Below are 24,203 nucleotides of genomic sequence, written 5' to 3' on the forward strand. Positions count from 1 at the left end.
AGAATGATAAACACAACAAAGCAATATCCCTCAAAATCATTAACTTAGATTATCACAACCATTAACTCTTTTAGCATTAACCCAAAAATCCTATGACTAACCGAAGAACTTTTCTCAAAACCTCCGGCCTGGCAGCTGCTGCGCTTGGGCTGGGAATCCCTGAATTTGCACTATCTAAAACTAAGGCCGATCCCATTTTCAAGATTTCCCTGGCTCAGTGGTCTTTGAACCCGCTCCTTTTCGGAGGGAAAATGGACAATCTTGACTTTGCTATCGAGACCAAAAAACATGGCATTGATGCAGTGGAATATGTCAATCAGTTTTTTATGGACAAGGCCCAGGACAGAGCCTACCTTCAAGAGATGAAAACCCGCTCCGATGGGGAGGGCGTCACCAATGTACTGATCATGGTGGATCGGGAAGGCCAGTTAGGTGCTGCGACCCCCGAGGAGCGACAAAAAACCGTGGAAAATCACAAAAAATGGGTAGAAGCTGCCAAATTCCTGGGCTGTCACTCCATTCGAATCAATGCCTACACTGCAGTTCCATTTAGTCAAGACCCTAAATTGGAGCAGGAAGCCATCGATATCTGTAGTTCTACGCTACGAAGAATTTGTGAGTTTGCGGATGATTTTGACATCAATGTAATTATCGAAAACCACGGAGGCTACTCTTCCAACGGCAAATGGCTTGCGGAATTGATTAGACAAACTGCACATCCCCGGGCTGGTACCTTACCTGATTTTGGCAACTTTGTAATGAATCGGGATGGAGATCAAATTCTTAGCTATGATTCCTATCGAGGTGTAGACGAACTGATGCCCATGGCAAAAGGAGTCAGCCTTAAGCCAAAGGTATGGGATGATCAAGGTCATGAAACCGGGCTGGACTATACCCGAATGATGAAAATCGTTCTTGCTCACAACTACCACGGGTATGTGGGAATAGAGCATGGAGAGCGAGGCCGCGAATGGGAAACCATTGAAGAAGTTCGAGTCAACCTGGATCAGGTAAGAAGAACTTTGGAAAATGAAGCCTAAGCCCAAGTAAACTCCTAATTATTAAAATCTGCCCCAACTAAGCTTATAACTTTTTGGGGCAATCTTTTATTATTGCTTATCCTAAATAAATTATCATGCGGCGAATCATTCTCTCCCTTCTCCTTTTCAGCTTTTTTGTAAGCCCCACCTTTTCCCAGAAAAAATCAGATGTATTCAAGACTTTGGATACCGAACTTGAAAATGCCCGAGTGGCTTTAAAAGCTCCGGGCTTTGCAATAGCCATTGTACAAAAGGATCAAATTGTCTATGCAAAGGGCTTTGGCTACAAAGATTTGGAAAATCAGATTCCAGTGACGGAAAATACCCTTTTTGCCATTGGATCAACCTCCAAAGCCTTTACTTCTGCTGTTTTGGGTGTCCTCCGCAATGAAGAAAAAATTGGTTTTGATGAACGACCTGGCAAATACATCCCTGAACTGCGCTTTGCCGAACCTTGGATGAACGAGCAGATCATCGTAAAAGACTTGATGGCACATCGGACCGGTTTGCCGAGACACGATTTTGCTTGGTTTATGTTTCCATCAAATTCGAAGGAGGAATTAATCAAACGAATTGCTCATCATGAGCCTTTCACTGGCCTTCGACAACGATGGTATTACAACAACTGGATGTTTTTTCTCCAAGGAGAAATCGGCGCCAGACTCAACGGCAAAAGCTGGGAAGAGAATGTACAGGAGTTCTTTTTTGACAAGTTGGGTATGACTAGAAGTAACTTTACGATTTCCGACTTGGAAAAAGATGCTGATAAATCCTTTGGTTATTCGGTGGATTTAGAAGGAGAAACTACCCGGATGGATTATTATGACATTGCTGCTATGGGTCCAGCTGGAGCGATCAACTCAAGCGTCACCGAGATGTCGAATTGGCTCATTACTTGGATTAACGGAGGGAAATTTAAAGGTGAAGAGATCATTCCCATAGGCTACGTCAAAGAAGCGATGAGTTCACATATGGTGGTTTCTGATGGTTCTCCAACCAAGGAACACCCTGATGCACATTTTTCAAATTATGGCTATGGCTGGTTTTTGTCTTCCTATCGGGGACACTATCGGGCGGAGCACGGCGGAAATATTGACGGCTTTTCAGCCTCGGCTTCCTTCTTCCCTACCGACAGCTTGGGCATTATGGTCTTGACCAATCAAAACGGCTCTTCCTTACCAGGAGTCGTTAGAAATATGGTAGCTGACCGGATGCTCAATCTGGAGCCCTCAGACTGGTTGGGTGAAGCAGTAAAGCGATTAGAAGAAGCCAAAGAAGCTCAGGCCAAGGCCAAATCTCAAACTGATTCAACCAAAATCACCAATACCCGCCCATCACACAATCTGATCGAGTACATAGGTTCCTATAATCATCCTGGCTATGGGACAATGGAGGTAGAACTTAAAAATGACACCCTATTTGTTCAAACAGGCTTATTAGGGGGATTTTTAGAGCATAAACATTACGATGTGTTCGATATGATCTTGATCTATCAAGGAAAACCAAATAGAGAAAACCCTTTCAAATTTCAGTTTGTAAGCAATTTAACGGGTGATATTTCTGGTTTACAGGCTGCATTCGAACCGGCATTGGATCCAATTGAATTTAAGAGGACTCCTAAGGAGGTAGCAATCTCCGTAGAGGAGCTAAAAAAATATGAAGGCGCTTATCTTCTGATGGGAGTGCAAGAGGTGAAAATTTATGTCAAGGAAGATAAATTATTTGTTTTTGTACCCGGACAAACGGAATATGAGCAGATTCCAGTTGGAAACCACGAGTTCAGTTTCAAAGCATTGGATGGTTTTAAATTGAAGTTTGAGGAAAAAGATGGGGAGATCATTGCTGTGAGCTTTATTCAACCCAATGGGACGTTTCGAGGGGAGAGGAAGAATAAGTCACAAGAATGAAATCAGAAAGCTGAAATAGCATTACCGGTTTATTATCCTGCTTTTCCGAAAGCAGGATTTTTTTTTAGCTCAGATTAAAATTTGTAGCCTTTGGAGAAGTAGGAGAGCTCGAGAAACATCTCATCACTTTCTTTCTGGCAAAAAGAGAGAAAGTAAATATCTTTAATAATGAACCAACAACTCGGACAACTCTCTCTCCTAGTCAGAGACTACGACGAAGCTATCCAATATTACACTCAAGTTCTGAATTTCGAACTTCTGGAAGACACCCCTCTTAGCGAAACTAAACGATGGGTCAGGGTAGCTCCCCCAGGTTCAACTTGTCACTTGCTTTTGGCCAAGGCAGCAAATGAGACACAGGAAAAACAAATCGGCTTCCAAGCGGGAGGACGGGTTTTTCTCTTCCTTTATACTGATGATTTTTATCGGGACTATGCAAAATACCTCTCCAAAGGAGTAGAATTCATCCGGACGCCTAGCCAAGAATCCTATGGAATCGTCTCGGTTTTTAAAGACCTATATGGCAACTTATGGGATCTAATAGAACCAAATTAAGAGTTTTAAAGCCAAATAATTTTTAACTTCTATCCTTATAACTTTTCATTTTGAAATGATGCCAAAATCAAAAAATAAAATCAGCGATATCGCCCGACAAATGATGAGTGGGGTCGTTCAGATTCATGTGGAAGGCTATTTGGAAGAAGATATTCAGTCCGTTTTAAATCCATCTATCAAAATCCCAGGTATATGGTCAGGCTCAGGTTTTTTTGTAAAGCACAAAGAACTAGAAGGTTACATCGTGACCAATGCCCATGTGGTGAGAAATGCCGTAAAGATTGAGATTAGCTCCATGCTGACAAGTGAGGAACGCTTCGAAACCGAAGTAGTCGGATTGGTAAAACAACTTGAACCTGATGTAGCTCTGATCAAACTGACCAAAGAGGAGCTTGAAAGATTCAAAAAATTGGCAATCCAACCAATCGAATATTTAGTACTTCAAAGGGGAGCGAACCCTCCCCGAGGAGAAGTAATCAAGGCGATTGGCTACCCTTTGGGAATGATCGAACCAAATATCACAGGGGGTGAAATCACGAATTTTATTTCGGGATCAGAATTTACCACCGAACGGTTTGTTACTAATGCGGCTATTAATCCAGGTAATTCCGGAGGGCCCAGCATCAATCAGGATGGAGAGGTCGTGGGACTAAATACTGCCGTCATCGTCGATGCGGAAAATATCGGATTCATTACTCCTTCAAGTTTTATCAAGATCATTATCAAAAACCTTCTCCTACTGAATGAACCACAGTTTGCCGGTCTAGGGGGAAAACTGCAGAAGAATTCAGAAAACTTTAATCCATTTCTAAAGCAAAAAAGTGCTAAAGGAGTCATTGTTTCTAAGGTATTGAGAAATAGTTTTCTGGAAGCAGCAAAAATTCAATCCAAGGATGTAATTCTTTCCATTAATCAAGTCGAATTTGATAGACATGGCATCGTGATCGGAAAAGAGGGACTTTATCGTCACAAAAATATCTTTGATGTCATGAAGCTTGTTCCGATCGGAGAGGAAGTAGAGATCGGCTATTTGAGGGATGGGAAAGTCAAAAAAACTAAAGCTAAGGCAATGCCCAATCCTGAATTAGGAATCATCTCCAATCCAATTCTAAGCGAGCGGAAGTATTTGGAGATTTTTGGGATGGTTATTCAACCCTTGAGTTTTGAGATTATTCAGGCTATCCAGGAAGTAGATCCTTATGCCCAGATCGAAATGTTGAAAATTCTTGATGAGGAAAAACCCATGCTGGTGGTCACCCACATCCATCAAGGCACCCAAGCTGACGAAATGGAATGGCCATTAGGCGAATTGATAATCAAAGCCAATGACCAGGAAGTGCGTACACTAGATGATCTTCAAAAAATATTAGATAAGAACAAAGGTAAAAACATCCTCCTAGAGTGTATGAGTGGGGTCATTGGTTATTTTCAAGTGGATCCTGAGCTTGAATCTGCTCCAGAATCTTTGAAAGAGTAATAACTTTTGACTCCCTGTACCTGATCAAAATTTTAATTTGAAAAACTCGTGTCGACTAAACCTGAAAACGTTCAACCCAACAATCCACTTCATGGCATTCGCCTCGACACAATGCTGGAGCAATTAGTCGCAAATTATGGCTGGGAAGAACTAGGGGAGCGGATCACAATTCGTTGCTTTACCCATGATCCATCGATCAAGTCCAGCCTAAAATTTCTTAGAAAAACCCCTTGGGCCAGAGAGCGAGTAGAAGGTTTGTATCTGAAGATGTTGAGGGATACGAAAAAATAACCTACTAAACCTCAAAGGATATCCATCAATCAACAAAAAAGCCTGAATCAAGGACTCAGGCTTTCTAGGATATAAGTGGTTAAAATTATACGTAGTTATTCAACATTACTGGCATCACGAGCATTAGGATATCCTCATTTTCATCCTGCTCTGCTGGAAGAATCAATCCGGCTCTGTTTGGAGCAGAGAACTTCAAGCTTACTTCCTTAGAGTTCAAGTTGCTGAGCATTTCCACCAGGAATTTAGCATTGAATCCGATTTCGATATCCTCTCCATCATGCTCACAGGATAGACGCTCATTCGCCTCATTGGAGAAATCCAAGTCTTCTGCAGAGATCAATAACTCTGAACCAGTCAATTTCAATCGAACCTGATGCGTGGTTTTATTTGCGTAAATAGCGATACGACGAAGTGAACTTAACAAATCCTGACGATCGATGGTCATGATGTTTGGATTGTCCACCGGAATCACATTCTCATAATCAGGGAATCGCTCATCAATCAAACGGCAAATCATTTTGATTTGACCAAACTTGAAATAGGCATTGGACTGGTTGAATTCCACCGTCACGGAGATATTCTCAGAAGGAAGGGTAGACTTCAGTAAGTTCAAAGCCTTCCGAGGAATGATCAAGCTGGCAGGACTGGATGAAGCCACATCCACTCTTCGGTAACGAACCAATCGATGACCATCAGTAGCCACGAAGGTGGTGTTGGTATCACTCAAGTTGATGTAAACCCCGGTCATGGCAGGACGAAGTTCATCCGAACTGGTTGCAAAAATGGTATTAGAAATCGCGCTTGCCAACACTTCCGTAGACATATCCACAGAAGTTGGATTGTTCACCGTAGGAATTTTAGGAAAATCAGTCGCATTTTCACCGGCTAAACGATAACGGCCATTATCAGAGCTGATTTCAACTGCATAGGTATCATGATCGATGCTAAAAGTAACTGGCTGCTCGGGTAGATTTTTCAAGGTATCTATCAAGATCCGAGCTGGAACAGCAATGTTCCCATCTTCTTTGGCCTCTACATGGATTTCGGTAATCATGGATGTTTGAAGATCCGAAGCCGTAATAGTCAAGACCGAATCCTTAATTTCAAATAGAAAATTTTCAAGAATAGGTACTACCGGATTGGTAGTTACGACACCATTGATGGCCGAAAGCTGCTTCAAAAGCGCGGAAGAAGAAACAATAAATTTCATATGCTATAATTTTTTTCAAAGATCATATGTAATCTCGCATGCTCAATCATCATTCCTTCTTGTGATTCCCTTCTTCATGCTCGATTCCATATCGTAGGGCTTATTTAAAGATTACTTTTTGGAATGGGGGTAAATTTATAAATAAAATCGATTTAACACGGGAGGAATAGCCCGCTTCTCAAAATAAATTATGGTTTTTTCGGCTCTTTTAAAGCCAGATTTTTTCAAGAATATTTTTTCTTTCTCCAAAAGGAAACACCACTACCCAAAAGCAAGAGCAAAGCAACTGGCAATCCCACATTCACCAACTGCCAAAAACTTTTTTGCTCTACAATCTTCACGCGGTTGAGGGGACGGATTTGAAAGGTTCGAGTTCTACTGGCAATAATTCCTTCAGGGTTTTGCAGGTATTGAACCAGATTTCTTAAGAAAATTCGATTTGCAAAAACAACCTGATTAAAAGGATCCTCACCCAAATTCAAGGGAGATCCAGATTGAAAATCCACTTGGCTTTGGAAAACTTCTCCATCCCCGATAACGACCACTTTCCCTTTTCCACTTTCTTTAAAATCGGCCTGCTCAAATCCTTCAGGTAAAAACCTGTTTTTGAAAAGGGAAGTAAACTCACCTTCCAGCAAATAGACCAAAGGAAGATTTCGCAAAGGAAAATCAGCCACATTAGGTTCCATTTCCATATCCCGGAAAGCGACCCGTGCAGGTGCAGGCAAAATCCTGGTAAAATCCGATGAAAATATAAGTGGGGTTTTTGTAATGCCTTTTGCCATGACCGTATCCAAACTGCTGACAAAACGGAAATTGACCACATCCAATCCTTTGGTAATGGGATGTTGCTGCATGCGGGAAGCCTGAACGTAAAAAGGCCACGGTAATGGAACCAATTGTTCTTGGTTCCCGAAATTGCCACCCATAACCGGAAAATAGCCGAAATTTAGATCTTGGATCAAATCTTTGTTGATTCGGATTCCATATTTAAAGAGTAAATTTTCCAAGCCATTTTCCATGGGAATTGCCAGAGTACCCTCTCCTCCTGCCTGATTCACATCCACCTGCACCCCATCAGCCAGCACGACCAAATTTCCCCCTCGCATCACGTATTGATCCAGCAAGTACACTTCTCGCTCGGAATAACTTTCTTGGGGTCCTTGGATGAAAATCAATTCAAAATTAATCAGGTCCTCCACGGATCGAGCCTGCTCCAAAGGAACTTTAAATAGCTCAAAATCTCCATCTAGGGCTTCTACTAATCCATAGCCATCATCCTCTTTCATTTCCCCATGGCCCATAATCATGGCAATCGCACCAGAACCCGGGTTAGTAAGTTTGCGAATGGCGTTGCTCAGCTCAAACTCCAAATTCTCAATGGACTGATTTAAAATTTCCTCCTGCCCCATTCCCTTTTCTCCTTTGAGAATCAGAGCTCCTGTTTCAAACTCTTCATTGTATACCAAGATGCCGGGAAAAATCAATTTGGTTTGCTGACCTCCTGTCTGATTGACCATCAAACTGGTAGGATTGATTCCGTAATCATTGAGCTGAAGGATAAATTCTTCTTGTTCTTCTTCAGGCAAGCTTAAGGGATCCAAGTAAGAAAAACTGATTTTTTGATCCGAATAAGCATCAAAGGTTCGGATAGTTTCTTCAATAGACCGTTGCAAACGGCGCATCCCAGCAGGCATGTCATCACCCACTAATAAAATATCCACATGAATCGGCTCTTGAACTTCCTCCAACACCTCTTCCGTTGCTGGATGGAGTGAATAGCGCTTGTCTTCAGTGAGGTCAATTCGGAATCGTAAAAAAGCACTCAAGGCCAAAAAAATCAGCAAGCCGAAAATCAAAACTCCTACATGCCGGCCGATATGTTTGTTTTTTCCGCTCATTTATTTCTCAAAACCAAAACAGCTCCTCCTAAAAACAACCAGATCATCCCCAAATAGAAAAAGATGTCCGTGGAATCGATGACCCCCCTACTCAGATTGATGTAATGAAAACTCAAGCTGAGTTCTTCAATCCAATAGGCCCAAGTACCTAATCCCAAATCTGAAGCTGCAGAAAATCCAAAGTATAGGACAAAACATAAAAAGACCCCCAGAACAAAAGCCACTACTTGTTGGGTAGTCAAAGCAGAGGAAAAAATTCCAACCGCTCCAAATACAGCGCCCAACAAAATCAACCCAATCCAACTTCCAAAGAATCCAGCTTGATCCAGGTTCCCAACAGGATCCCCAAGCTGATACACGCTGTAGAAGTAGAGAAGGGTCGGCAACACAGCGATACATATCAGAATCAATAAAGCCATGTATTTCGCTATGACAATTTGGACTAAACTTAAGGGAGAGGTCCTCAGTAATTCCCAGGTATGATTACGTCTCTCTTCCGCAATGGCACGCATAGAAAGTGCTGGAATCAAAAACGTAAAAACATAAGGCGTGTAGGTAAAAAGCGGTTCTAAGTCTGCATAGCCATAATCCAATACACTGCTTTGAGGGAATACCCACACAATCAAGCCCAAGGCAACAAGAAACAAAGCCAAGATTAGATAGCCCAGCAGGCTGCCTAAAAAAGCATTGATTTCTTTCAAGATCAGACTCTTCATTGAGTGTATTGTCTAAATAGCTCTTCCAAACTCTTTTTCCCTTGATTTAGCGAAAGAAGATTCAATTCCTTTTGCTGAATAACCCTCATAATCACTTTTCGGGTATCTCCAACTTCAGATGTTTGGATAATCACCTGTGTATTTCCTTTTGGACCAAATGAAACCTCCGGGAAGCCTTCGAACCAAGCTAATTCCAGGCTTTCCTCTGTTTCCACAATAAGCTGATGTCCTGTTCCTTGCTGTTGGAAATTTTCTAAAGAATCGGCAGCCTTAATTTGTCCCTTCGAAATCAAAACCACATCCTGACAAATTGCCTCCACCTCTTGCATGATGTGCGTGGAAAGAATCAAGGTTTTGTCTTTTGCAATTTCCCGAATTAACCCTCGAATATCAGCCAATTGATTAGGGTCCAAACCCGTTGTCGGCTCATCTAAAATCAAAACTTTTGGGTCATGAATCAAAGCTTTGGCAAGTCCCACCCGCTGTTGATATCCTTTTGAAAGTTGACCAATCTTCTTGTGCTGTTCGGGGAGCAAACCTGTTTTCTCAAGCATTTCTCCCAAACGGGTTTTCAGCAGCTTACCTGATAGCCCATACAATCCTCCGGAAAAGGATAAGAACTCCTTCACATACATGTCCGAATAGAGGGGATTCTTTTCTGGTAGGTAGCCAATCAAGGGGCTTACTTGTTTTGGGTTTGCAAGTGCATCGATCCCATGAATATTCACCTGTCCGGAATCCGCTTGGAGGTAGCCTGTTATGATTTTCATGGTGGTGGATTTACCGGCACCATTTGGCCCCAAAAATCCCAAAATCCTCCCTGGCTTCGCAGAAAAAGTCACCCCATCCAGCGCTTTTTGAGAACCAAAATTTTTACAGAGTTGAGAGACTTCTAAGGACATAGGCTACAAAAGACCGACCGGGAGTTCACCCGCATGGCAAGGGTAAAAACCCGGTCGAAAGGTCTAAGGCAAAAATAGGGAATGAGCGGGGAAAGGCAAGGGTTCGGTAGGGAGTTTTCAGGTGGAGTCTTATTGCATTTTGGAAAATGTCAGACCGAGCGGAGTCGAGGTCTTTTTTGATTTTTTGATGAATCCCGAATAAACCGTAGGCTTCGACTCCGCTCAGCCTGACAAACAAGAAAATTTAAATAATCTCGAATTGACTCAATAGCTCAAACGTTTTTTAGGCCTTAACAGATAGAGGCTACTAACTGACTACTGTCCTCTCCTTACTGGTAACTGATCACTTCTTCCCTCTCGGTCTCAGTGGTCTACATTCTACATCCGCTACGAAATAGTTTGGATGTGTTTCCAAAGTTTGGACAATGGTCATCGCCACATCTTCTGGTCGCATCATATTTTCATGGGCTTGCATTCCCGGAATTTCGTCAAAGAAATGGGTCTGCACAGATCCCGGATAGATGGTAGATACCTTGATTCCGAAATCTCGAAGTTCCATGTACAATGAATGGGAAATCCCCCTGACAGCATGTTTGGTTCCGACATACCCCGCAAACTGATTCACCCCATTTAATCCAGCAATGGAAGCCACATTGATGATATGTCCCTCATCGGCCGCCTTCATGGCAGGGATCAAGCGCTTGGTCGTGTAGAAAATCCCGTGCACATTGGTATCAAACATGGCCTTCCAATCTTCGGAAGAAAATGTCTCCGTAGGTCCAGCGACACCAAAGCCTGCATTATTGATTAAAATTCGGATATCAGTTCCCAATTTGGCTTGTGTCGCCTGAAAAGCCTCTTCAACAGACTCTTCATTCGCTACATCACAGGTGAAAAAGTGAAAATTGGAGTGTGCTAGTTCTGGTTTATTTCTTCCCCAGCCAGCCACAATTACACCTTTATCCAAAAGGGTTTTCACCACTTCCAATCCAATTCCCTTACTTACTCCTGTTACGATTGCTACTTTATCTTTTAATTCCATAATTCTTGATGATTTATTTTAAAAAGCAGTTTTAAGCCATTTGGTTCGAATTATACTCAATTTTCAAAAATGTCCCGTTTTTGTGTCCCGAAATGGATAAATTGCCTTTCCATCACCAACCAAATTTTCGCATGAAAAAATTAATACTCCCATTATTTCTAATCAGTGGACTAAGCTTTGGGCAATCAAACCTTCGCCCCGCAATCGATCAGAAAGCTACCGAAATCGAATCCAAAGTCATCGAGTGGAGAAGAGATATTCACCAAAACCCAGAATTGGGAAATCAGGAATTCCGTACCGCAAAGAAAATCGCAGATCATCTTCGCTCTTTAGGAATTGAAGTGACCGAAAAAGTTGCCGTAACAGGCGTAGTAGGTTATCTCAAAGGCGGAAAACCCGGTCCAACTGTGGCACTTCGGGCAGATATGGACGCCTTACCGGTGACAGAACGAGTAGATCTACCCTTTAAATCAACAGTCACAACAACCTACAATGGACAGGAAACCGGCGTCATGCATGCCTGTGGGCACGATAGTCATGTCGCCATCTTAATGGGTGTTGCTGAAATCTTGGCCAGCATGAAGGACGAGCTGGAAGGCGATGTCAAGTTCATCTTCCAACCAGCAGAAGAGGCAATCAATGAGCCCGGAGTAACTACTTGGGGGGCCAAGCAAATGGTCGAAGAAGGAGTCATGGAAGATGTAGACGCTATCTTCGGATTACATATCTCAGCCCAAACAGAAGTTGGAACTATTGGTTATCGACCTGGACCAGCTCAAGCTGCCGTAGACAATTTGGAAATTATCGTTCACGGTACACAAGCCCATGGAGCTTCTCCTTGGTCAGGAGTAGATCCTATTGTGACGGCTTCTCAAATTGTGACTGGCTTACAAACCATCCTATCAAGAAGCGTTAATATCACTCAAAATCCGGCTGTAGTGACTATTGGGGCAATTCATGGCGGAATTCGGCAAAATATTATCCCTGAAAAAGTAGAAATGATTGGTACTATCCGAACATTTGGAGATGAACAACAGGCTTTGGTTCACAAACGAATCACAGAAATCGCTACCAACATCGCCGAAAGTGCCGGAGCACGTGCCGAGGTAAATATCCAAAAGCTCTATCCTTCCACCGTCAATGATCCTGAATTAACTGCCAAAATGGTCCCCACCTTAGAAGCAGCAGCCGGGAAAGACCACATCCGTGTCAACCCACCAGTTACAGGCGCCGAGGATTTCAGTTTTTACCAACGTGAAAAACCTGGACTATTTATTGGATTGGGAGGCATGAAAAAAGGCGGTGACCCTACCAAAACCCCTTCTCACCATACCCCTGATTTCTATTTGGATGAAAGTGGTTTTATCCTTGGTCTACGAGTAATGAGCTACTTTGTCGTGGATTACATTGGCATGAAGTAAATTCAAGAAATTCGATTAAAAGACCCGACCTTTCAAGAGGTCGGGTTTTATTTTTTGGATTTTTCGAAGACATAGCCGTTTTGATTTTGCTATCTTAGCCGATAAGCAAATTATCTCCCATGAAAAAGTTTATTATCCCCCTTTTATTGCTGTCCGGTACAGCATTTTCCCAATCCAATCTTCGCCCTAAAATCGACCAGCAAGCTGATGCGATTGAAGCCAAAGTCATTGAATGGAGACGGGATTTCCATAAATACCCCGAATTAGGGAATCAGGAATTCAGAACTGCAAAAATCATCGCAGATCACCTGCGTTCTCTGGGAATGGAAGTGACTGAAAATGTAGCCGTTACAGGTGTTGTAGGTGTACTGAAGGGTGGGAAGCCGGGCCCCATGGTGGCCCTAAGAGCTGATATGGATGCCCTTCCAGTAACGGAACGGAATGACCTTCCATTTAAATCAGTAAATACGGCTGTTTACAATGGCCAAGAAACGGGCGTAATGCATGCCTGTGGGCATGACTCTCATGTAGCGATCTTAATGGGAGCTGCAGAGGTATTGGCCGGGATGAAAGACCAGCTTGAAGGATCCGTTAAGTTTATATTCCAACCTGCAGAGGAAGGGGTTTACGACGTGGATATTGCTGGGGCTGAGTTGATGGTTAAAGAAGGTGTCATGGAAGATGTAGATGCAATTTTCGGCCTTCACATTTGGTCTCAAATTGAAGCTGGAAAAATAGGGTACCGCTCAGGACCCGCTTTGGCAGCAGTGGATAATCTAAGCATTACCGTACATGGAACCCAAGCGCATGGAGCTTCTCCTTGGTCTGGGGTAGACCCTATTGTTACCTCGGCTCAAATTGTAACGGGGCTGCAGACTATCCTTTCCCGTTCGGTTAATGTAACAGAAAACCCTGCCGTGGTCACTGTTGGTGCAATTCACGGAGGAATTCGTCAGAATATCATTCCTGAAAAAGTGGAAATGATTGGGACCATCCGAACATTTGGTGATGAGCAACAAGCTTTGGTTCACGAGCGAATCACAGAAATCGCAACCAATATCGCCGAAAGTGCAGGGGCAAAAGCTGATGTTGAAATTGGCAAACTATACCCTTCAACAGTTAACGATCCTGAACTCACCGCTCAAATGCTGCCTTCTATCCAATCAGCAGCAGGCAAAGAAAATGTGATTGCCATGCCTCCCGTTACCGGAGCGGAAGACTTTAGCTTTTTTCAACGCGAAAAACCAGGGTTCTTCATTTTCTTGGGAGGTATGAAAAAAGGGGGAGATCCCTTGACAACTCCTTCTCACCATACACCGGATTTTTATCTGGATGAAAGTGGATTCAAATTAGGAGTCAAGGCCTTGAGCTACTTCGTCGTGGATTACATGGGGATGAAATAATCCCTATTAAAAAAGGCTGTCTTATAAGTCCAGTTTGTCACTTTAAGCCCTGTCGAAATTTTACCCGAATCTCCAGAATTGGCCTTCGACTCCGCTCAGGCTGACAATAGAGTACGTAATAAGACAGCCTTTTTTTATTTAAACCATTTCAATCACTTCATTTTTACTTTCGCACCTTCCTTTAAGGTAATGATGATGACACCATTTTTACCTTTCTCTCCATAAACTTCGGTCGCAGATTTGTCTTTCAGAACTGAAATGCTTTCGATGTCACTAGGTTCAACACCAAGGTTTTCAGAAGATTTTTTTTCAACAGTTCCTTGATCGGATTTGATTATAAATAGAGGTTGCTCTCCTGTAGGAGTGCCTGTTACTACTACTCCAACCTTAGAATCAGGGGATACAGCAGAATAAGTAGTGGCAGAAGGCTGTCCTATCCTCACTTTCTCTTGGGATTTAAAGCCATTGATCCCAATCACGCTCGAACTTCCATAAGTACCCTTTCCTCTAAATCCAAAGGCTGAGGTTTGACTAAGTTTATCTATTTGATCCTCTGTCAATTCATTTTTAATAGCTACCAAGGTATTAAGTTGTTTCTTTTTAAGCTGGTTTTCCAGTTCCAAAACCTTATCAAGCTGTTTGGTAACCGCAATTGGATCAATTTTCGGCTCTTGAAGCATGTTTTCAAGCTTAGTATTTGCCTCATCTAAATCCCATTTTAAGGTTGAAAACTCTCCAGCATTTTCAGCATGGATTTTCTTGATTTTGGAAGCCTGCGCATCTGTCAGGTTGATCTTTTCTCTTGCTTCCATGATTTGATCGGCCGAGTAGAGATTTTTTCTAAAGATGTCCTGCCCTACTGCAAAATGTGTGAACAGGAAAAGGGTTATTACTATTAGATTTTTCATGGTAGTGTTGGTTTAGAATTCAGTCAAAAGGGAGGAAGTGGAAGATTCCCAAATATCGATGTAAGCCTTTTCTTCGATTCGGAATTCCTGTTCATGATCTTCATTCTCCTGAAGCGAAATGATAATCACATCTGCAGGAGGCTCTGGGATTTCGGGTCTTTGGAAAATCAGGAAAGCCCCAATAATCAGACTGGCAGCCACCCCCATTGGAATCCAATAAGGAAAACTTTTCACCTTGACTTCAGGGAATTCAGGGATCGGAATGTTTCGATCTTGTTCCTTTAGGTCCTCAAAGAAGGCCTTGATCAATTTATCTTCATTTTCCATTTGCTGCTTGGGTTTGCAATTCAATCAATTCTTTCAGTTTCTTTTTCCCCCGCTCATAATGTGTCCGAGCAGTACCCAGTCCGATTTGAAGAATTTCGGCGGCTTGAGCAATGGTCATTTCGTGGTAAAATACCATCAACAAGACTTCTCGCTGCATAGGAGAAAGCTTCATCAATAATTTCTGGAAGTCAGTTTCCTGGTTAAGTTCTTCTACCTCAGGCGAGTCGTAATTCTCCTCTAAACTCACCCATTTCCCATTTTTCCGAAGCTCATCTATTGCCGTAAAACGAATAATAGAAAAGAGCCAGGATTTTACTTTTTCTGGATAGCGTAAGGTAGCCTTCCCCTCCAATATCTTCAAATAACTTTGCTGAAGCACATCCTTGGCCAGATCATCCTCAAAACCACAACATTGCCTTGCCCATAAGTAGGCATCCCTGTGGAACTCTTTGAGAATATTTTCCAACTGATTGTGCTTCATATTCACTTAGTAATCGGGGAAAAGAAGAAAAATAGGACAAGGTCCTCGATTTTTTTTAAAAAAACTTCTTAAGGCTCTTTCCGCTCCCGAACTCGGAATAAATACGAAAGTCCAAATTCTAAGGTGGTGGAATTCATATCGAAAATTCGTTCCTGACTTTCTGGATTAGTAAAATCATAAGAAAAGCGAACTTCTGCTGCCAAAGAGCTTTTTCCAAAAACTTTGGAAATCCCCGCTCCGGCATTAATCCCGTACATGAATTTCTTTGGATTATCTCCGGCTCCTCCATAGGTGGGGATTTCAGGTATACTGGAATTCGAAAATTCACGCTGGATATCACGGGCATTGAATAAATACCCCACATGGGGACCTAATTTGATTTGAAACCGACCAGATCGACCCGCATAAAAAGAAGCCAAAAATGGGAGTTTGAGGTAGTCAAACTCGGTCACATTTTGAAGTGGATTTACGGGATCTTCATTTACTTGTCGAAAACCCAGTGTAATCCACTGAATATTTAACTCCACCCCTGCATTTTTGGCATTAAAATGTTCGACGACAAGGGCGAAAGTAGGATTACCGACACTTTCAACGCCACGATCGCGAAGGTTTGCGGCAGGTCGGTAACTGAAAGATGAAGTTGCATACCCTCCGCGAATTCCCACGCTAGTTTGGGAAAAGACTTCCATTCCAAATGCCAAAAAGAAAAAACAGAGCAGGGAAACTCTCATAGGTTTTATCGATTTTCCTGATTGATCGTAAAAGTGCCTGAAATTGGCTTGCCATCCAAACTCAATCCCCGAATCTCGACACGCATAGGACCGACCGAATCATTTGTGAAAAAGCTGATTTCAACCTCACCGGATTCATCTGTTACCAGGCTTCCATTCCAATACAAGGTCTTTCTCAAATCCTGGTTGGGTGATTCCATACCTGCATCATAAGAAAACTCGAAAAAACTTCTCGGAACCTCATATCCTTCCACAACAAATTCTGAAAGGGCTGAAGGGATTGCCATTTGTCGCTCCGGACTCATCCCATCTTTTAAATAAATCGCTATGACTCCATTTCTTCCTTGATCTCCCAGCATAGAGACGGTTCTGGAAACAATTTCTACACGATCAATATCATTCGGATTGATGTTGCGGAGATTATCCGCTGCGGTGGCATCGGGAGCAGAAACCAAAATCGCCCCGTTAACCATCACAATAGGTTCCATCGATCCAAAAACAGAAGTGGCACCTCCCCGAAGACGGATTTGTTGTTTTCCACTTGCACCAGCGACCGTCACCCGCATTCCGGGTACATTTCCTGCCAAACTGTTCACCAAATCTACCGCACTACCCGTAGCCAAAATTTTATCACTCGTGACCACAAAATCCGGATTACCATAAATCGCTCCTGAAGATGGGAATGCTTTTTCGTCTACCTCTACCTCTTCCAATTCCACAAACTCTTCCCTAGCGAGGTCACGCTGAGGCCCTCCAGTCCCCTCTTTAATATTAGGCCAATCTACATTCGGGAAAGAGGCGATAGGAGCTGAAAGGGACTCCAGATATTCCACTTCCGGTAAAGGCCTACCTTTAGAATCCAAGCCTTGAATTGCCAAACGCATAGGGCCATAGAATTCCATTTCCTCCAGGGCAAACTCTCCATTTCGATTGGCTTCCAACTCAACAATCCCCTCAAAACCATTAACAAAAACTGTTACATCTCCGGCTGTCCCTTTTCCCTTTTGGTCTTTCAACAAAAACTGCTCATTCAGGCTTTTTTCGATGGTGTAAGAAAATCGATCCAAGCCAACCGATTCTGGTATTTTTTCAAGCTCCAAAGAACTTGTACTTACAGCCCCTTCTAAAACTGGTTGTACTTGTGTCAAATCATATACGGAAACGGCTATACGGGCAGCTAGAGGTTTTCCTGTCAACTCTTGGGTATTGATTTTCAAATTGACTTTTTCCCTTTTTCCGTACTGAGCACGATCCGCATTCACCTTGACAAGTTCTGAAACCATCTGATTTGAACTGGATTTTTCCACTTCCTCACTAGACTTCAGAATCAAAAGCGGCTTGGTAAAGTAATGATCTGGACCATAATTCCGATTCCAGTTGGTATAGGCTCTGAGGAAAAAATGATGCCCAGACAAAGAGTCCGGGATGAAAAAACTACCTCCGGCAGCCCCTTCGAAGATTTTATATTTCTTTCGAAACAAAAAGTCTCTATCCTCAGAAATCAACTCCACATGCAACACCTCACTTAACTCATTCTTAAGGTATGGATTCCCGTAATTAATGAAGGCTTGAAAAAACACTTCCTCTCCCTCCTGATAGTAAGGCCGATCAGTGTGAAGATAGATTCGTTCTTGGTAATTAGCAGCTGTTTTATCTAGATTCTGAAGTTGAATCGCTCGTTCTGCATCATAATCCAAAGGCAACATGGATGCTACTCGCCTACGGTCCATATCTCCTGAAAAAACCACATCCTGTGGATTGAGGATCATACCATTTTCACGAACCCGAACTTTCCCCCCATTCACTTCTAGCCAAGAAACCGGATAGGGAGCATCCCGATAGGTATTTTGTTGACTATAACCTTTCTGATAATGAATCTCAATTCTCCCTTTGAGGTTTATCCAATACTCCCCAGGTTTATCCGCAGGAACAACCAATTGCTCGGGTTTGTAAGGAATAACGGATTTTCCGAGTTCGTTGGCAAAAATATCCGAACGCATATTTCGGGAATCGGCACCGCCCGGTTTGTCACCATAAAGAAAAAAACCTTCCTTTTCATGGGTACCGGCAATCATTGCCCGAAACATATTTTGGGGAGATTTTCGATACACCTCCATGCGATTTTTCTCCCATTCCTCTTCTTGCCCGGAAGCCTCCGGACTCAATTCTTCAAACCGAGCTGCACCCGAAATTCGGTAATTCATCGGATTGTCGAAGAATTCCTTCAAGTCAAAGGTGATTTTATAACCTAGGTAGTTGTTAACCAATTCAATGGGCAGTTGAGAACTCGCTAAAAAGGTGTTTTTTTCATCAGAGGGAGGGAAATCTATCACCCATGGATTTTCAATCTCTGTTTTTGCAGCGACTAAATCATTCCCTAAAAACAGATTCTCAAACTTTCGCAGATCCCGTTCCCAAGTTTTGTCCCGTTTGGCTTTAATTTCCACATCCGATAGCTCCGTTTCAAGAGGCTTTAGAGACACATTCAGGGTGAGCTTACCACCCGGATTTAGAGTTACCGGCTTGGTCACCGCCTCATAACCCATAAACGAAAACCCTATTTCCGTCGCTCCCGGTTGCAGTTCCTCCAAGATATATACCCCATCCAAATCGGTAGTTGTCGAAATCGTAGTATTATTGATAAAGACATTACAGAAAGGAAGCGTTTCTCCGGTTTCCGCATCTTTTACTATACCGGATACGGTACTTGTCTGTGAAAATCCTATCTGGATAAAAAAGAAGATTAGGAAATGGATTAGCAAAAGTTTTTTCAAAGGAGCTAAACGGTTTAGTTTGGGTTGAAATTACTGAATTGGTCGGTAATTTTTCTTCACTTTAAAACGAAGAAAAAGGATTCAAGTTGAGCAAGGGGAAAATCAGCGCCTTTTGGAAAAACGCTTGGATTCCATCATATCCAGAAAACGAAAAAGCTCCTTGCGGAGCCTTTACTTTTCATCTTCTTCAGAGCCACCTTTAATCTCATCCAAATCGTCTCGATCTTTGAGCTTTTTATCTTCTACATTTTTATTGAGAAACTCGTTGATCTTATCGATGGAAAAGCTGGAAGATATTTCTCCAAAGGAATCAATCTCCATTTTAAATCCTTTCAAATCCTCATGGACTTTGGGCTCTTCGTTTTTCTTTTTTTTCTTTTTACTCATGGTATTTCCGATTACTGAGCAAGCGGCAACGATTCCAAGGCAAATCGGATTCTTCGCGCAACTTCCTGAGGACCTAAGATAGCAAATATCTCCATCAAATCCGGACCCGCGCCCAGCCCTGTGACGGAAAGCCGAACGGCCTGCATGACCTTCCCAAGCTTGATCCCCTCTGCTTCTGCAGTTGATTCCAAAAGCAATTTAGCCGTCACCGCATAAAATTGTCCTTCGAAAGAATCCAACTTCTCTTGGTAAGCAGAAAGCACCTGAACCGCATCCGCATTCCATTTTTTTGATACGACCTGCTCATCAAATTTCTCTGGAGCAATAACGATGAAACGACTTTCTTGCCACATTTCAGCAGGGAAAGAAACTCTTCCCTTTGTTAGCGCAGCAATCGCTTCCGCTGTTTCTCCGGAAATCTGGAAACCATCTTTTTCGGCACTACCTTGAACATAAGGTGCCAATTCAGCATCAGATTTAGCTCGAAGATATTGTTCATTGTACCACTTGGCCTTGGCGATGTCAAACTTGGTTCCTGCCTTTCCAATGCGTTCAATGGAGAATGCTTCAATCAATTCCTCCTTGGTGAATAGCTCTCGATCATCCCCAGGATTCCAACCCAAAAAGGCTAAGAAATTCAACAAAGCCTCAGGCAGATAGCCCTGCTCTCTGAAACCGGAAGCTGTTTCTCCAGTCGTCTCATTTTTCCAGTCAATTGGGAATACCGGGAAACCTAATCGGTCACCATCCCGCTTGGAAAGTTTGCCATTTCCATCCGGCTTCAGCAATAAAGGCAAATGAGCGAATTCCGGCATGGTATCCTCCCAACCAAAATAGCGATATAACAACACGTGCAAAGGAGCAGAAGGCAACCACTCCTCACCTCGGATTACATGGGTAATTCCCATCAGATGATCATCTACAATATTTGCTAGGTGATAGGTCGGCATTCCATCCGACTTCATCAATACTTTATCATCCAAGGTAGAAGAATGTACCATGACCCAACCTCGAATTTGATCATGCAGACGGACTTCTTCTTTTCGAGGAATTTTAACACGAATTACATAGGGCTCTCCCGAAGCCAATCGCTCCTTCACTTCATCCTCAGGTAGGGTGAGGGAGTTTTTCATTTGCATTCGAGTGATGCTATTGTATTGCGGTTGTACAACTCGAGCAGCGGTCAATCGCTCACGCATCGCTTCCAATTCTTCAGCAGTATCAAAAGCATAATAAGCCAGTCCCTTTTCAACTAGACTCAAGGCATACTTCATGTAATCCGGCTTTCGTTCTGATTGCCTATATGGACCAACTGCACCTGGATTCCAGGGGCTTTCATCGGGAGTTATTCCCAACCAATCCAAGGAATCCTTGATATACATTTCAGCTCCCGGAACATAGCGGGCCTGATCCGTATCTTCTATTCGGAGAATGAATTTTCCTTGGTATTTTTTAGCAAAAAGGTAATTGTAAAGGGCTGTACGAACTCCACCAATATGTAAAGGTCCTGTGGGGGACGGGGCAAAACGTACGCGAACTTCTCTGCTCATGGGTTTTGGATATGCTTAGCTTTAAACAGGCAAATTTGCCTTCATGTTTTCAATGAAGCTGCAAAGATAGGGATTTGTCAGGGAAAGGTTGGGTTTCAAATCCGACCAAAGGTATAATATGCACGAACAAAAATTTAGACTGCTACAGATCCCGATCAATCAAGACCATTATTCCCAAAAATATCAGAAACTTCACTCCTGCAATCACACAAAAAACAGTAAGTATTTGATCAGGGCTTAGAACTGGCAATAGGTCAGATATCTCTGGTTCAATACGAATATTCCATTCTCGAAAAAATCCCGTCGTTGACAAATAAGCAAAAAAGAAAAATAAGAAAGCAAAGCCTGCAAAAAGCACTTCCGCCAATTTTACAACGATCTTACCCAATCGTAATCCTGGATCTATTGTAGCCGATGAATTCATAAATCAAGATTCTCAGGAATGAATTTAGGCAATAAAAAAAGGAACCCAAAACTGAGTTCCTTTTATCTGTAATCGGTTGAAGCTTAGTGCTTCACCTGAATTTTTTCCTTGATTCGGGCAGCCTTACCTTGACGTCCTCTCAAGTAGAACAATCTAGCTCTACGTACTTTACCTTGTCTCAAAACTTCGATTTTCTCGATAGCTGGAGAAAGGATAGGGAAGATACGCTCTACACCGATTCCGTTAGAAATCTTTCGTACTGTGAAGGTCTCTCCGTTAGAGTTAGGATTCTTTCGCTGAATCACAGTTCCTTGGAACTGCTGTACCCGCTCCTTGTTACCTTCTTTGATTCGTACGTGGACGTTGATAGTATCACCGGCTTTGAAAGAAGGGAATTTAGCTCTTGCTTCGTTGTATTCCGCTTCTACAATTTTCATTAGTTCGCTCATAGCTTCTATATTTTATGCTTTCGCTGTTTGGCCAACACGTGGCTTATTGAATTACTTTTTTCTCTTCTTTAAATCGCTTTCACCCAATCCGGACTTCGCCCACAAGTCGGGTCTTCGTTCACGGGTTCTACGAACCGAGGCTTCAAATCTCCATTCATTAATCTTTGCTTCATGACCTGAAAGAAGAACATCCGGCACCTGCATTCCCTGCCATTCAGCAGGACGAGTATAAACCGGCGGTGCCAACAGATGGTCCTGAAAGGAATCTGTTAACGCTGAGGTTTCATCATTCAGTACGCCAGGGATTAATCGAATTACGGCATCTGCCACAACAGCAGCGGCCAGCTCTCCTCCCGACAATACAAAATCTCCGATACTGATTTCCTTGGTAATGTATCGCTCCCGAATTCGCTCGTCTACGCCTTTGTAATGCCCACAAAGGATGAGTAGATTTTGCTGCAGTGAAAGCGAATTAGCCATGGGTTGATCAAAAGTCTCTCCATCAGGGGTCATGTAAATGATTTCATCATATACCCGCTGACTTTGAAGGCTTTCGATACAGGCAGCTATCGGTTCGACCATCATCACCATGCCTGCTCCTCCACCAAAAGCATAATCGTCGACTTGCTTTTGCTTTCCGGTAGCGTAGTCACGCAAATTGTGAACCTTTACTGAGGCTAGTCCTTTTTCTTCCGCCCGTTTTAGAATGGAATGTGAAAAAGGCCCTTCCAAGAGTCCAGGTACCACACTGATGATATCGATGTGCATGTCTCAGTCTTCCAGATAAATGTCAAGCAATCCTTCGGGTAATCGGCAGAAAACTTTTTTCGCTGCCTTGTCCACCTTGGTTAGAATTTCATCCTGAATAGGAATCAGAATTTCCTTGCCTTGGTGTTTGACGCCTAAAAGATCTTGGGTTTCCAAGTCGTAGATGGTTTCTACGGGGCCTAAAACTCCGTTTTTTTCATCCTCTACTTCAAACCCAATTAATTCGTGGTAGTAGTATTGGTCTTCACCTAACTCTGGCAAAGCGGTCAGGGGAAGATAAATTCCCGATCCAACCAAAGGCTCTACCTGTTCGATGGTATCGAAGTCCTCAAACTTGGCCAAGGCCTTATTTCCAGACTGAAGAACGAAATGTTCCAAAAAGAATGGAACCAAGCGTCCTTTTTGTTCGATAAAGATGTGTTCCAGATCTTCATAATCTTCTGGATAATCCACATCAAGAACGACCATCACTTCTCCACGAAGTCCATGAACTTTGGCCACATAGCCTACTTGAAAGCATTGCTCCTTGTTCATGGGGAGATTTTCTATTAAGCTTCTGTTGCTTCTTCGCCTTCTGCGGAAGCTTCAGGAGCTGCATCTTCAGCGGCTTCTTCGGCAGGAGCTTCAGCTGCAGCAGCAGCTGCTTTTGCTTCTTCTTCTCTTGCTTTGATCGCGTCTAGACGAGCCTGATTCTTAGCGGCTTCAGCTTCAAGCGCTTTTTGACGAGCTTCTTCTTTTGCCTTACCGATAGAGTCTACTTTGCTTTGGATCTTAGCTTCTTTCTCAGCTACCCAAGCTTCAAATTTCGCGTCCGCTTGTTCTTGCGTAATCGCACCTTTCACCACTCCGATTTGGAGGTGTTTTTTAAGCATTACCCCTCTGTAAGACAGCATTGCCTTTACCGTATCGGTAGGCTGGGCTCCGTTCAACAACCACTGTAGAGCGCGCTCATTGTTGATGTTGATCGATGCAGGGTTCGTGTTCGGATTGTAAGTTCCGATTTTCTCGATGAAGCGTCCATCCCGTGGAGCTCTCGCATCAGCGACAACCACGTCATAAATGGCCATTTTCTTTCTGCCTCGACGTGCTAATCTGATTTTTACTGACATAGTTTATTTTTGTTTGTTTAGCGGATGGAACCCGTCCATCCTAAATTTGGAGTGCAAAGATAGGGTAAATCTCTGAATCCCCATAAGTTGACTCGAGAATATTTATGGGTTTTTTGGCAATTCTAGTATCTTGCCAATCCTTTTTGGCCCCGTACCTGCCTGCCGGTAGACAGGGTTCAATGGATACCAAAACAGGATCGGATAGGAAATAGAAGATTTCTAAAGATTAAGTCGCTACTTTTCTATTTGAAATTATACTTGTTGAAAGATATCCGAAAGCTCAACCAATACTTGAAATAATGGCCCCGTAGTTCAATGGATAGAATAGAAGTTTCCTAAACTTTAGATACAGGTTCGATTCCTGTCGGGGCTACTACCTTCTTTCCAAAAAAGAATTGAGATTTTTTGAAATCAGTTTTCAGAACAGTCT

The 24,203-nt window shown here is 42.8% G+C and carries 24 protein-coding genes and 1 tRNA gene; 8 read left to right on the plus strand and 17 right to left on the minus strand.

Features of this window, described 5'->3' with window-relative positions; translation table 11 throughout:
- Positions 1-92: 92 nt before the first annotated feature.
- The 5 genes from HWE15_RS01980 (at position 93) to HWE15_RS02000 (ending at position 5,270) form a co-directional block, all read left to right on the plus strand.
- The gene (locus HWE15_RS01980) at positions 93-1,040 is read left to right on the plus strand and encodes a sugar phosphate isomerase/epimerase (protein ID WP_290505817.1); all 948 of its coding nucleotides are present in this window, start codon (positions 93-95) and stop codon (positions 1,038-1,040) included.
- A gap of 95 nt (positions 1,041-1,135) precedes the next feature.
- The gene (locus HWE15_RS01985) at positions 1,136-2,947 is read left to right on the plus strand and encodes a serine hydrolase (protein ID WP_290505818.1); all 1,812 of its coding nucleotides are present in this window, start codon (positions 1,136-1,138) and stop codon (positions 2,945-2,947) included.
- Positions 2,948-3,115: 168 nt separating this feature from the next.
- Positions 3,116-3,502, plus strand: coding sequence for a VOC family protein (locus HWE15_RS01990; protein WP_290505819.1), 387 nt, complete (start codon positions 3,116-3,118; stop codon positions 3,500-3,502).
- A 58-nt stretch (positions 3,503-3,560) separates the two neighbouring features.
- Complete coding sequence (locus HWE15_RS01995; RefSeq protein WP_290505820.1) at positions 3,561-4,979, plus strand: trypsin-like peptidase domain-containing protein; 1,419 nt, start codon at positions 3,561-3,563, stop codon at positions 4,977-4,979.
- A gap of 48 nt (positions 4,980-5,027) precedes the next feature.
- Positions 5,028-5,270 (plus strand): VF530 family protein, encoded by a 243-nt coding sequence (locus HWE15_RS02000; RefSeq protein ID WP_290505821.1) that lies wholly within the window; start codon positions 5,028-5,030, stop codon positions 5,268-5,270.
- 85 nt (positions 5,271-5,355) lie between these two features.
- On the opposite strand, the gene dnaN is transcribed toward HWE15_RS02000, so the two are convergent.
- The 5 genes from dnaN to HWE15_RS02025 form a co-directional block, all read right to left on the minus strand.
- Positions 5,356-6,480 (minus strand): DNA polymerase III subunit beta, encoded by a 1,125-nt coding sequence (gene dnaN / locus HWE15_RS02005; protein WP_290505822.1) that lies wholly within the window; start codon positions 6,478-6,480, stop codon positions 5,356-5,358.
- Between the two features lie 224 nt (positions 6,481-6,704).
- Complete coding sequence (gldG, locus tag HWE15_RS02010; protein ID WP_290505823.1) at positions 6,705-8,381, minus strand: gliding motility-associated ABC transporter substrate-binding protein GldG; 1,677 nt, start codon at positions 8,379-8,381, stop codon at positions 6,705-6,707.
- Positions 8,378-9,097, minus strand: coding sequence for a gliding motility-associated ABC transporter permease subunit GldF (gene gldF, locus HWE15_RS02015; protein WP_290505824.1), 720 nt, complete (start codon positions 9,095-9,097; stop codon positions 8,378-8,380). The genes gldG and gldF overlap by 4 nt, the downstream gene beginning before the upstream one ends.
- Positions 9,094-9,999 carry a gliding motility-associated ABC transporter ATP-binding subunit GldA gene (gene gldA / locus HWE15_RS02020; protein ID WP_290505825.1) on the minus strand — a complete coding sequence of 302 codons (906 nt, stop codon included), beginning with the start codon at positions 9,997-9,999 and terminating at the stop codon, positions 9,094-9,096. Before gldA ends, gldF begins: the two co-directional genes overlap by 4 nt.
- Positions 10,000-10,342: 343 nt before the next feature.
- Positions 10,343-11,041 carry an SDR family oxidoreductase gene (locus tag HWE15_RS02025; protein ID WP_290505826.1) on the minus strand — a complete coding sequence of 233 codons (699 nt, stop codon included), beginning with the start codon at positions 11,039-11,041 and terminating at the stop codon, positions 10,343-10,345.
- A 131-nt stretch (positions 11,042-11,172) separates the two neighbouring features.
- On the opposite strand from HWE15_RS02025, the gene HWE15_RS02030 reads away from it, so the two are divergent.
- Together HWE15_RS02030 and HWE15_RS02035 are read left to right on the plus strand one after the other, a co-directional pair.
- Positions 11,173-12,462: an amidohydrolase gene (locus HWE15_RS02030; protein WP_290505827.1), complete on the plus strand. Its 1,290-nt coding sequence runs from the start codon at positions 11,173-11,175 to the stop codon at positions 12,460-12,462.
- Between the two features lie 119 nt (positions 12,463-12,581).
- Positions 12,582-13,865 carry an amidohydrolase gene (locus tag HWE15_RS02035; protein WP_290505828.1) on the plus strand — a complete coding sequence of 428 codons (1,284 nt, stop codon included), beginning with the start codon at positions 12,582-12,584 and terminating at the stop codon, positions 13,863-13,865.
- A gap of 152 nt (positions 13,866-14,017) precedes the next feature.
- Here HWE15_RS02035 and HWE15_RS02040 read toward each other — a convergent pair whose 3' ends face one another.
- The 12 genes from HWE15_RS02040 to HWE15_RS02095 all read right to left on the minus strand — a co-directional run bounded on the left by HWE15_RS02040 (position 14,018) and on the right by HWE15_RS02095 (position 23,773).
- Entirely contained in the window at positions 14,018-14,773 is a 756-nt protein-coding gene (locus tag HWE15_RS02040; protein ID WP_290505829.1) for a periplasmic heavy metal sensor, read from the minus strand.
- Positions 14,774-14,785: 12 nt separating this feature from the next.
- Positions 14,786-15,100: a hypothetical protein gene (locus HWE15_RS02045; protein WP_290505830.1), complete on the minus strand. Its 315-nt coding sequence runs from the start codon at positions 15,098-15,100 to the stop codon at positions 14,786-14,788.
- A complete protein-coding gene (locus HWE15_RS02050) occupies positions 15,090-15,581 on the minus strand; it encodes an RNA polymerase sigma factor (RefSeq protein ID WP_290505831.1) in 492 nt (163 codons plus the stop codon). The genes HWE15_RS02045 and HWE15_RS02050 overlap by 11 nt, the downstream gene beginning before the upstream one ends.
- Before the next feature lie 68 nt (positions 15,582-15,649).
- Positions 15,650-16,312, minus strand: coding sequence for an outer membrane beta-barrel protein (locus HWE15_RS02055; RefSeq protein WP_290505832.1), 663 nt, complete (start codon positions 16,310-16,312; stop codon positions 15,650-15,652).
- A gap of 5 nt (positions 16,313-16,317) precedes the next feature.
- A complete protein-coding gene (locus HWE15_RS02060; protein ID WP_290505833.1) occupies positions 16,318-19,086 on the minus strand; it encodes a TonB-dependent receptor in 2,769 nt (922 codons plus the stop codon).
- Positions 19,087-19,257: 171 nt separating this feature from the next.
- Positions 19,258-19,473, minus strand: coding sequence for a hypothetical protein (locus HWE15_RS02065; protein WP_290505834.1), 216 nt, complete (start codon positions 19,471-19,473; stop codon positions 19,258-19,260).
- Between the two features lie 11 nt (positions 19,474-19,484).
- Entirely contained in the window at positions 19,485-21,023 is a 1,539-nt protein-coding gene (gene gltX, locus HWE15_RS02070; RefSeq protein ID WP_290505835.1) for a glutamate--tRNA ligase, read from the minus strand.
- A gap of 142 nt (positions 21,024-21,165) precedes the next feature.
- Complete coding sequence (locus HWE15_RS02075; RefSeq protein WP_290505836.1) at positions 21,166-21,447, minus strand: hypothetical protein; 282 nt, start codon at positions 21,445-21,447, stop codon at positions 21,166-21,168.
- Positions 21,448-21,530: 83 nt separating this feature from the next.
- Positions 21,531-21,896 carry a 50S ribosomal protein L19 gene (gene rplS / locus HWE15_RS02080; protein ID WP_135075999.1) on the minus strand — a complete coding sequence of 122 codons (366 nt, stop codon included), beginning with the start codon at positions 21,894-21,896 and terminating at the stop codon, positions 21,531-21,533.
- Positions 21,897-21,947: 51 nt separating this feature from the next.
- Positions 21,948-22,664 carry a tRNA (guanosine(37)-N1)-methyltransferase TrmD gene (trmD, locus tag HWE15_RS02085; RefSeq protein ID WP_290505837.1) on the minus strand — a complete coding sequence of 239 codons (717 nt, stop codon included), beginning with the start codon at positions 22,662-22,664 and terminating at the stop codon, positions 21,948-21,950.
- A gap of 3 nt (positions 22,665-22,667) precedes the next feature.
- On the minus strand, positions 22,668-23,198 hold the full coding sequence (rimM, locus tag HWE15_RS02090; protein ID WP_290505838.1) for a ribosome maturation factor RimM: 531 nt from the start codon (positions 23,196-23,198) through the stop codon (positions 22,668-22,670).
- 14 nt (positions 23,199-23,212) lie between these two features.
- Positions 23,213-23,773, minus strand: a complete 561-nt coding sequence (locus HWE15_RS02095) for a 30S ribosomal protein S16 (protein ID WP_135076008.1) — start codon at positions 23,771-23,773, stop codon at positions 23,213-23,215.
- Between the two features lie 301 nt (positions 23,774-24,074).
- Between HWE15_RS02095 and HWE15_RS02100 the strand changes: the two genes are divergently transcribed.
- Positions 24,075-24,146 (plus strand) — tRNA-Arg (locus HWE15_RS02100).
- Positions 24,147-24,203: the final 57 nt, after the last annotated feature.

This window comes from Algoriphagus sp. (assembly GCF_013373065.1).
GTDB lineage: Bacteria > Bacteroidota > Bacteroidia > Cytophagales > Cyclobacteriaceae > Algoriphagus.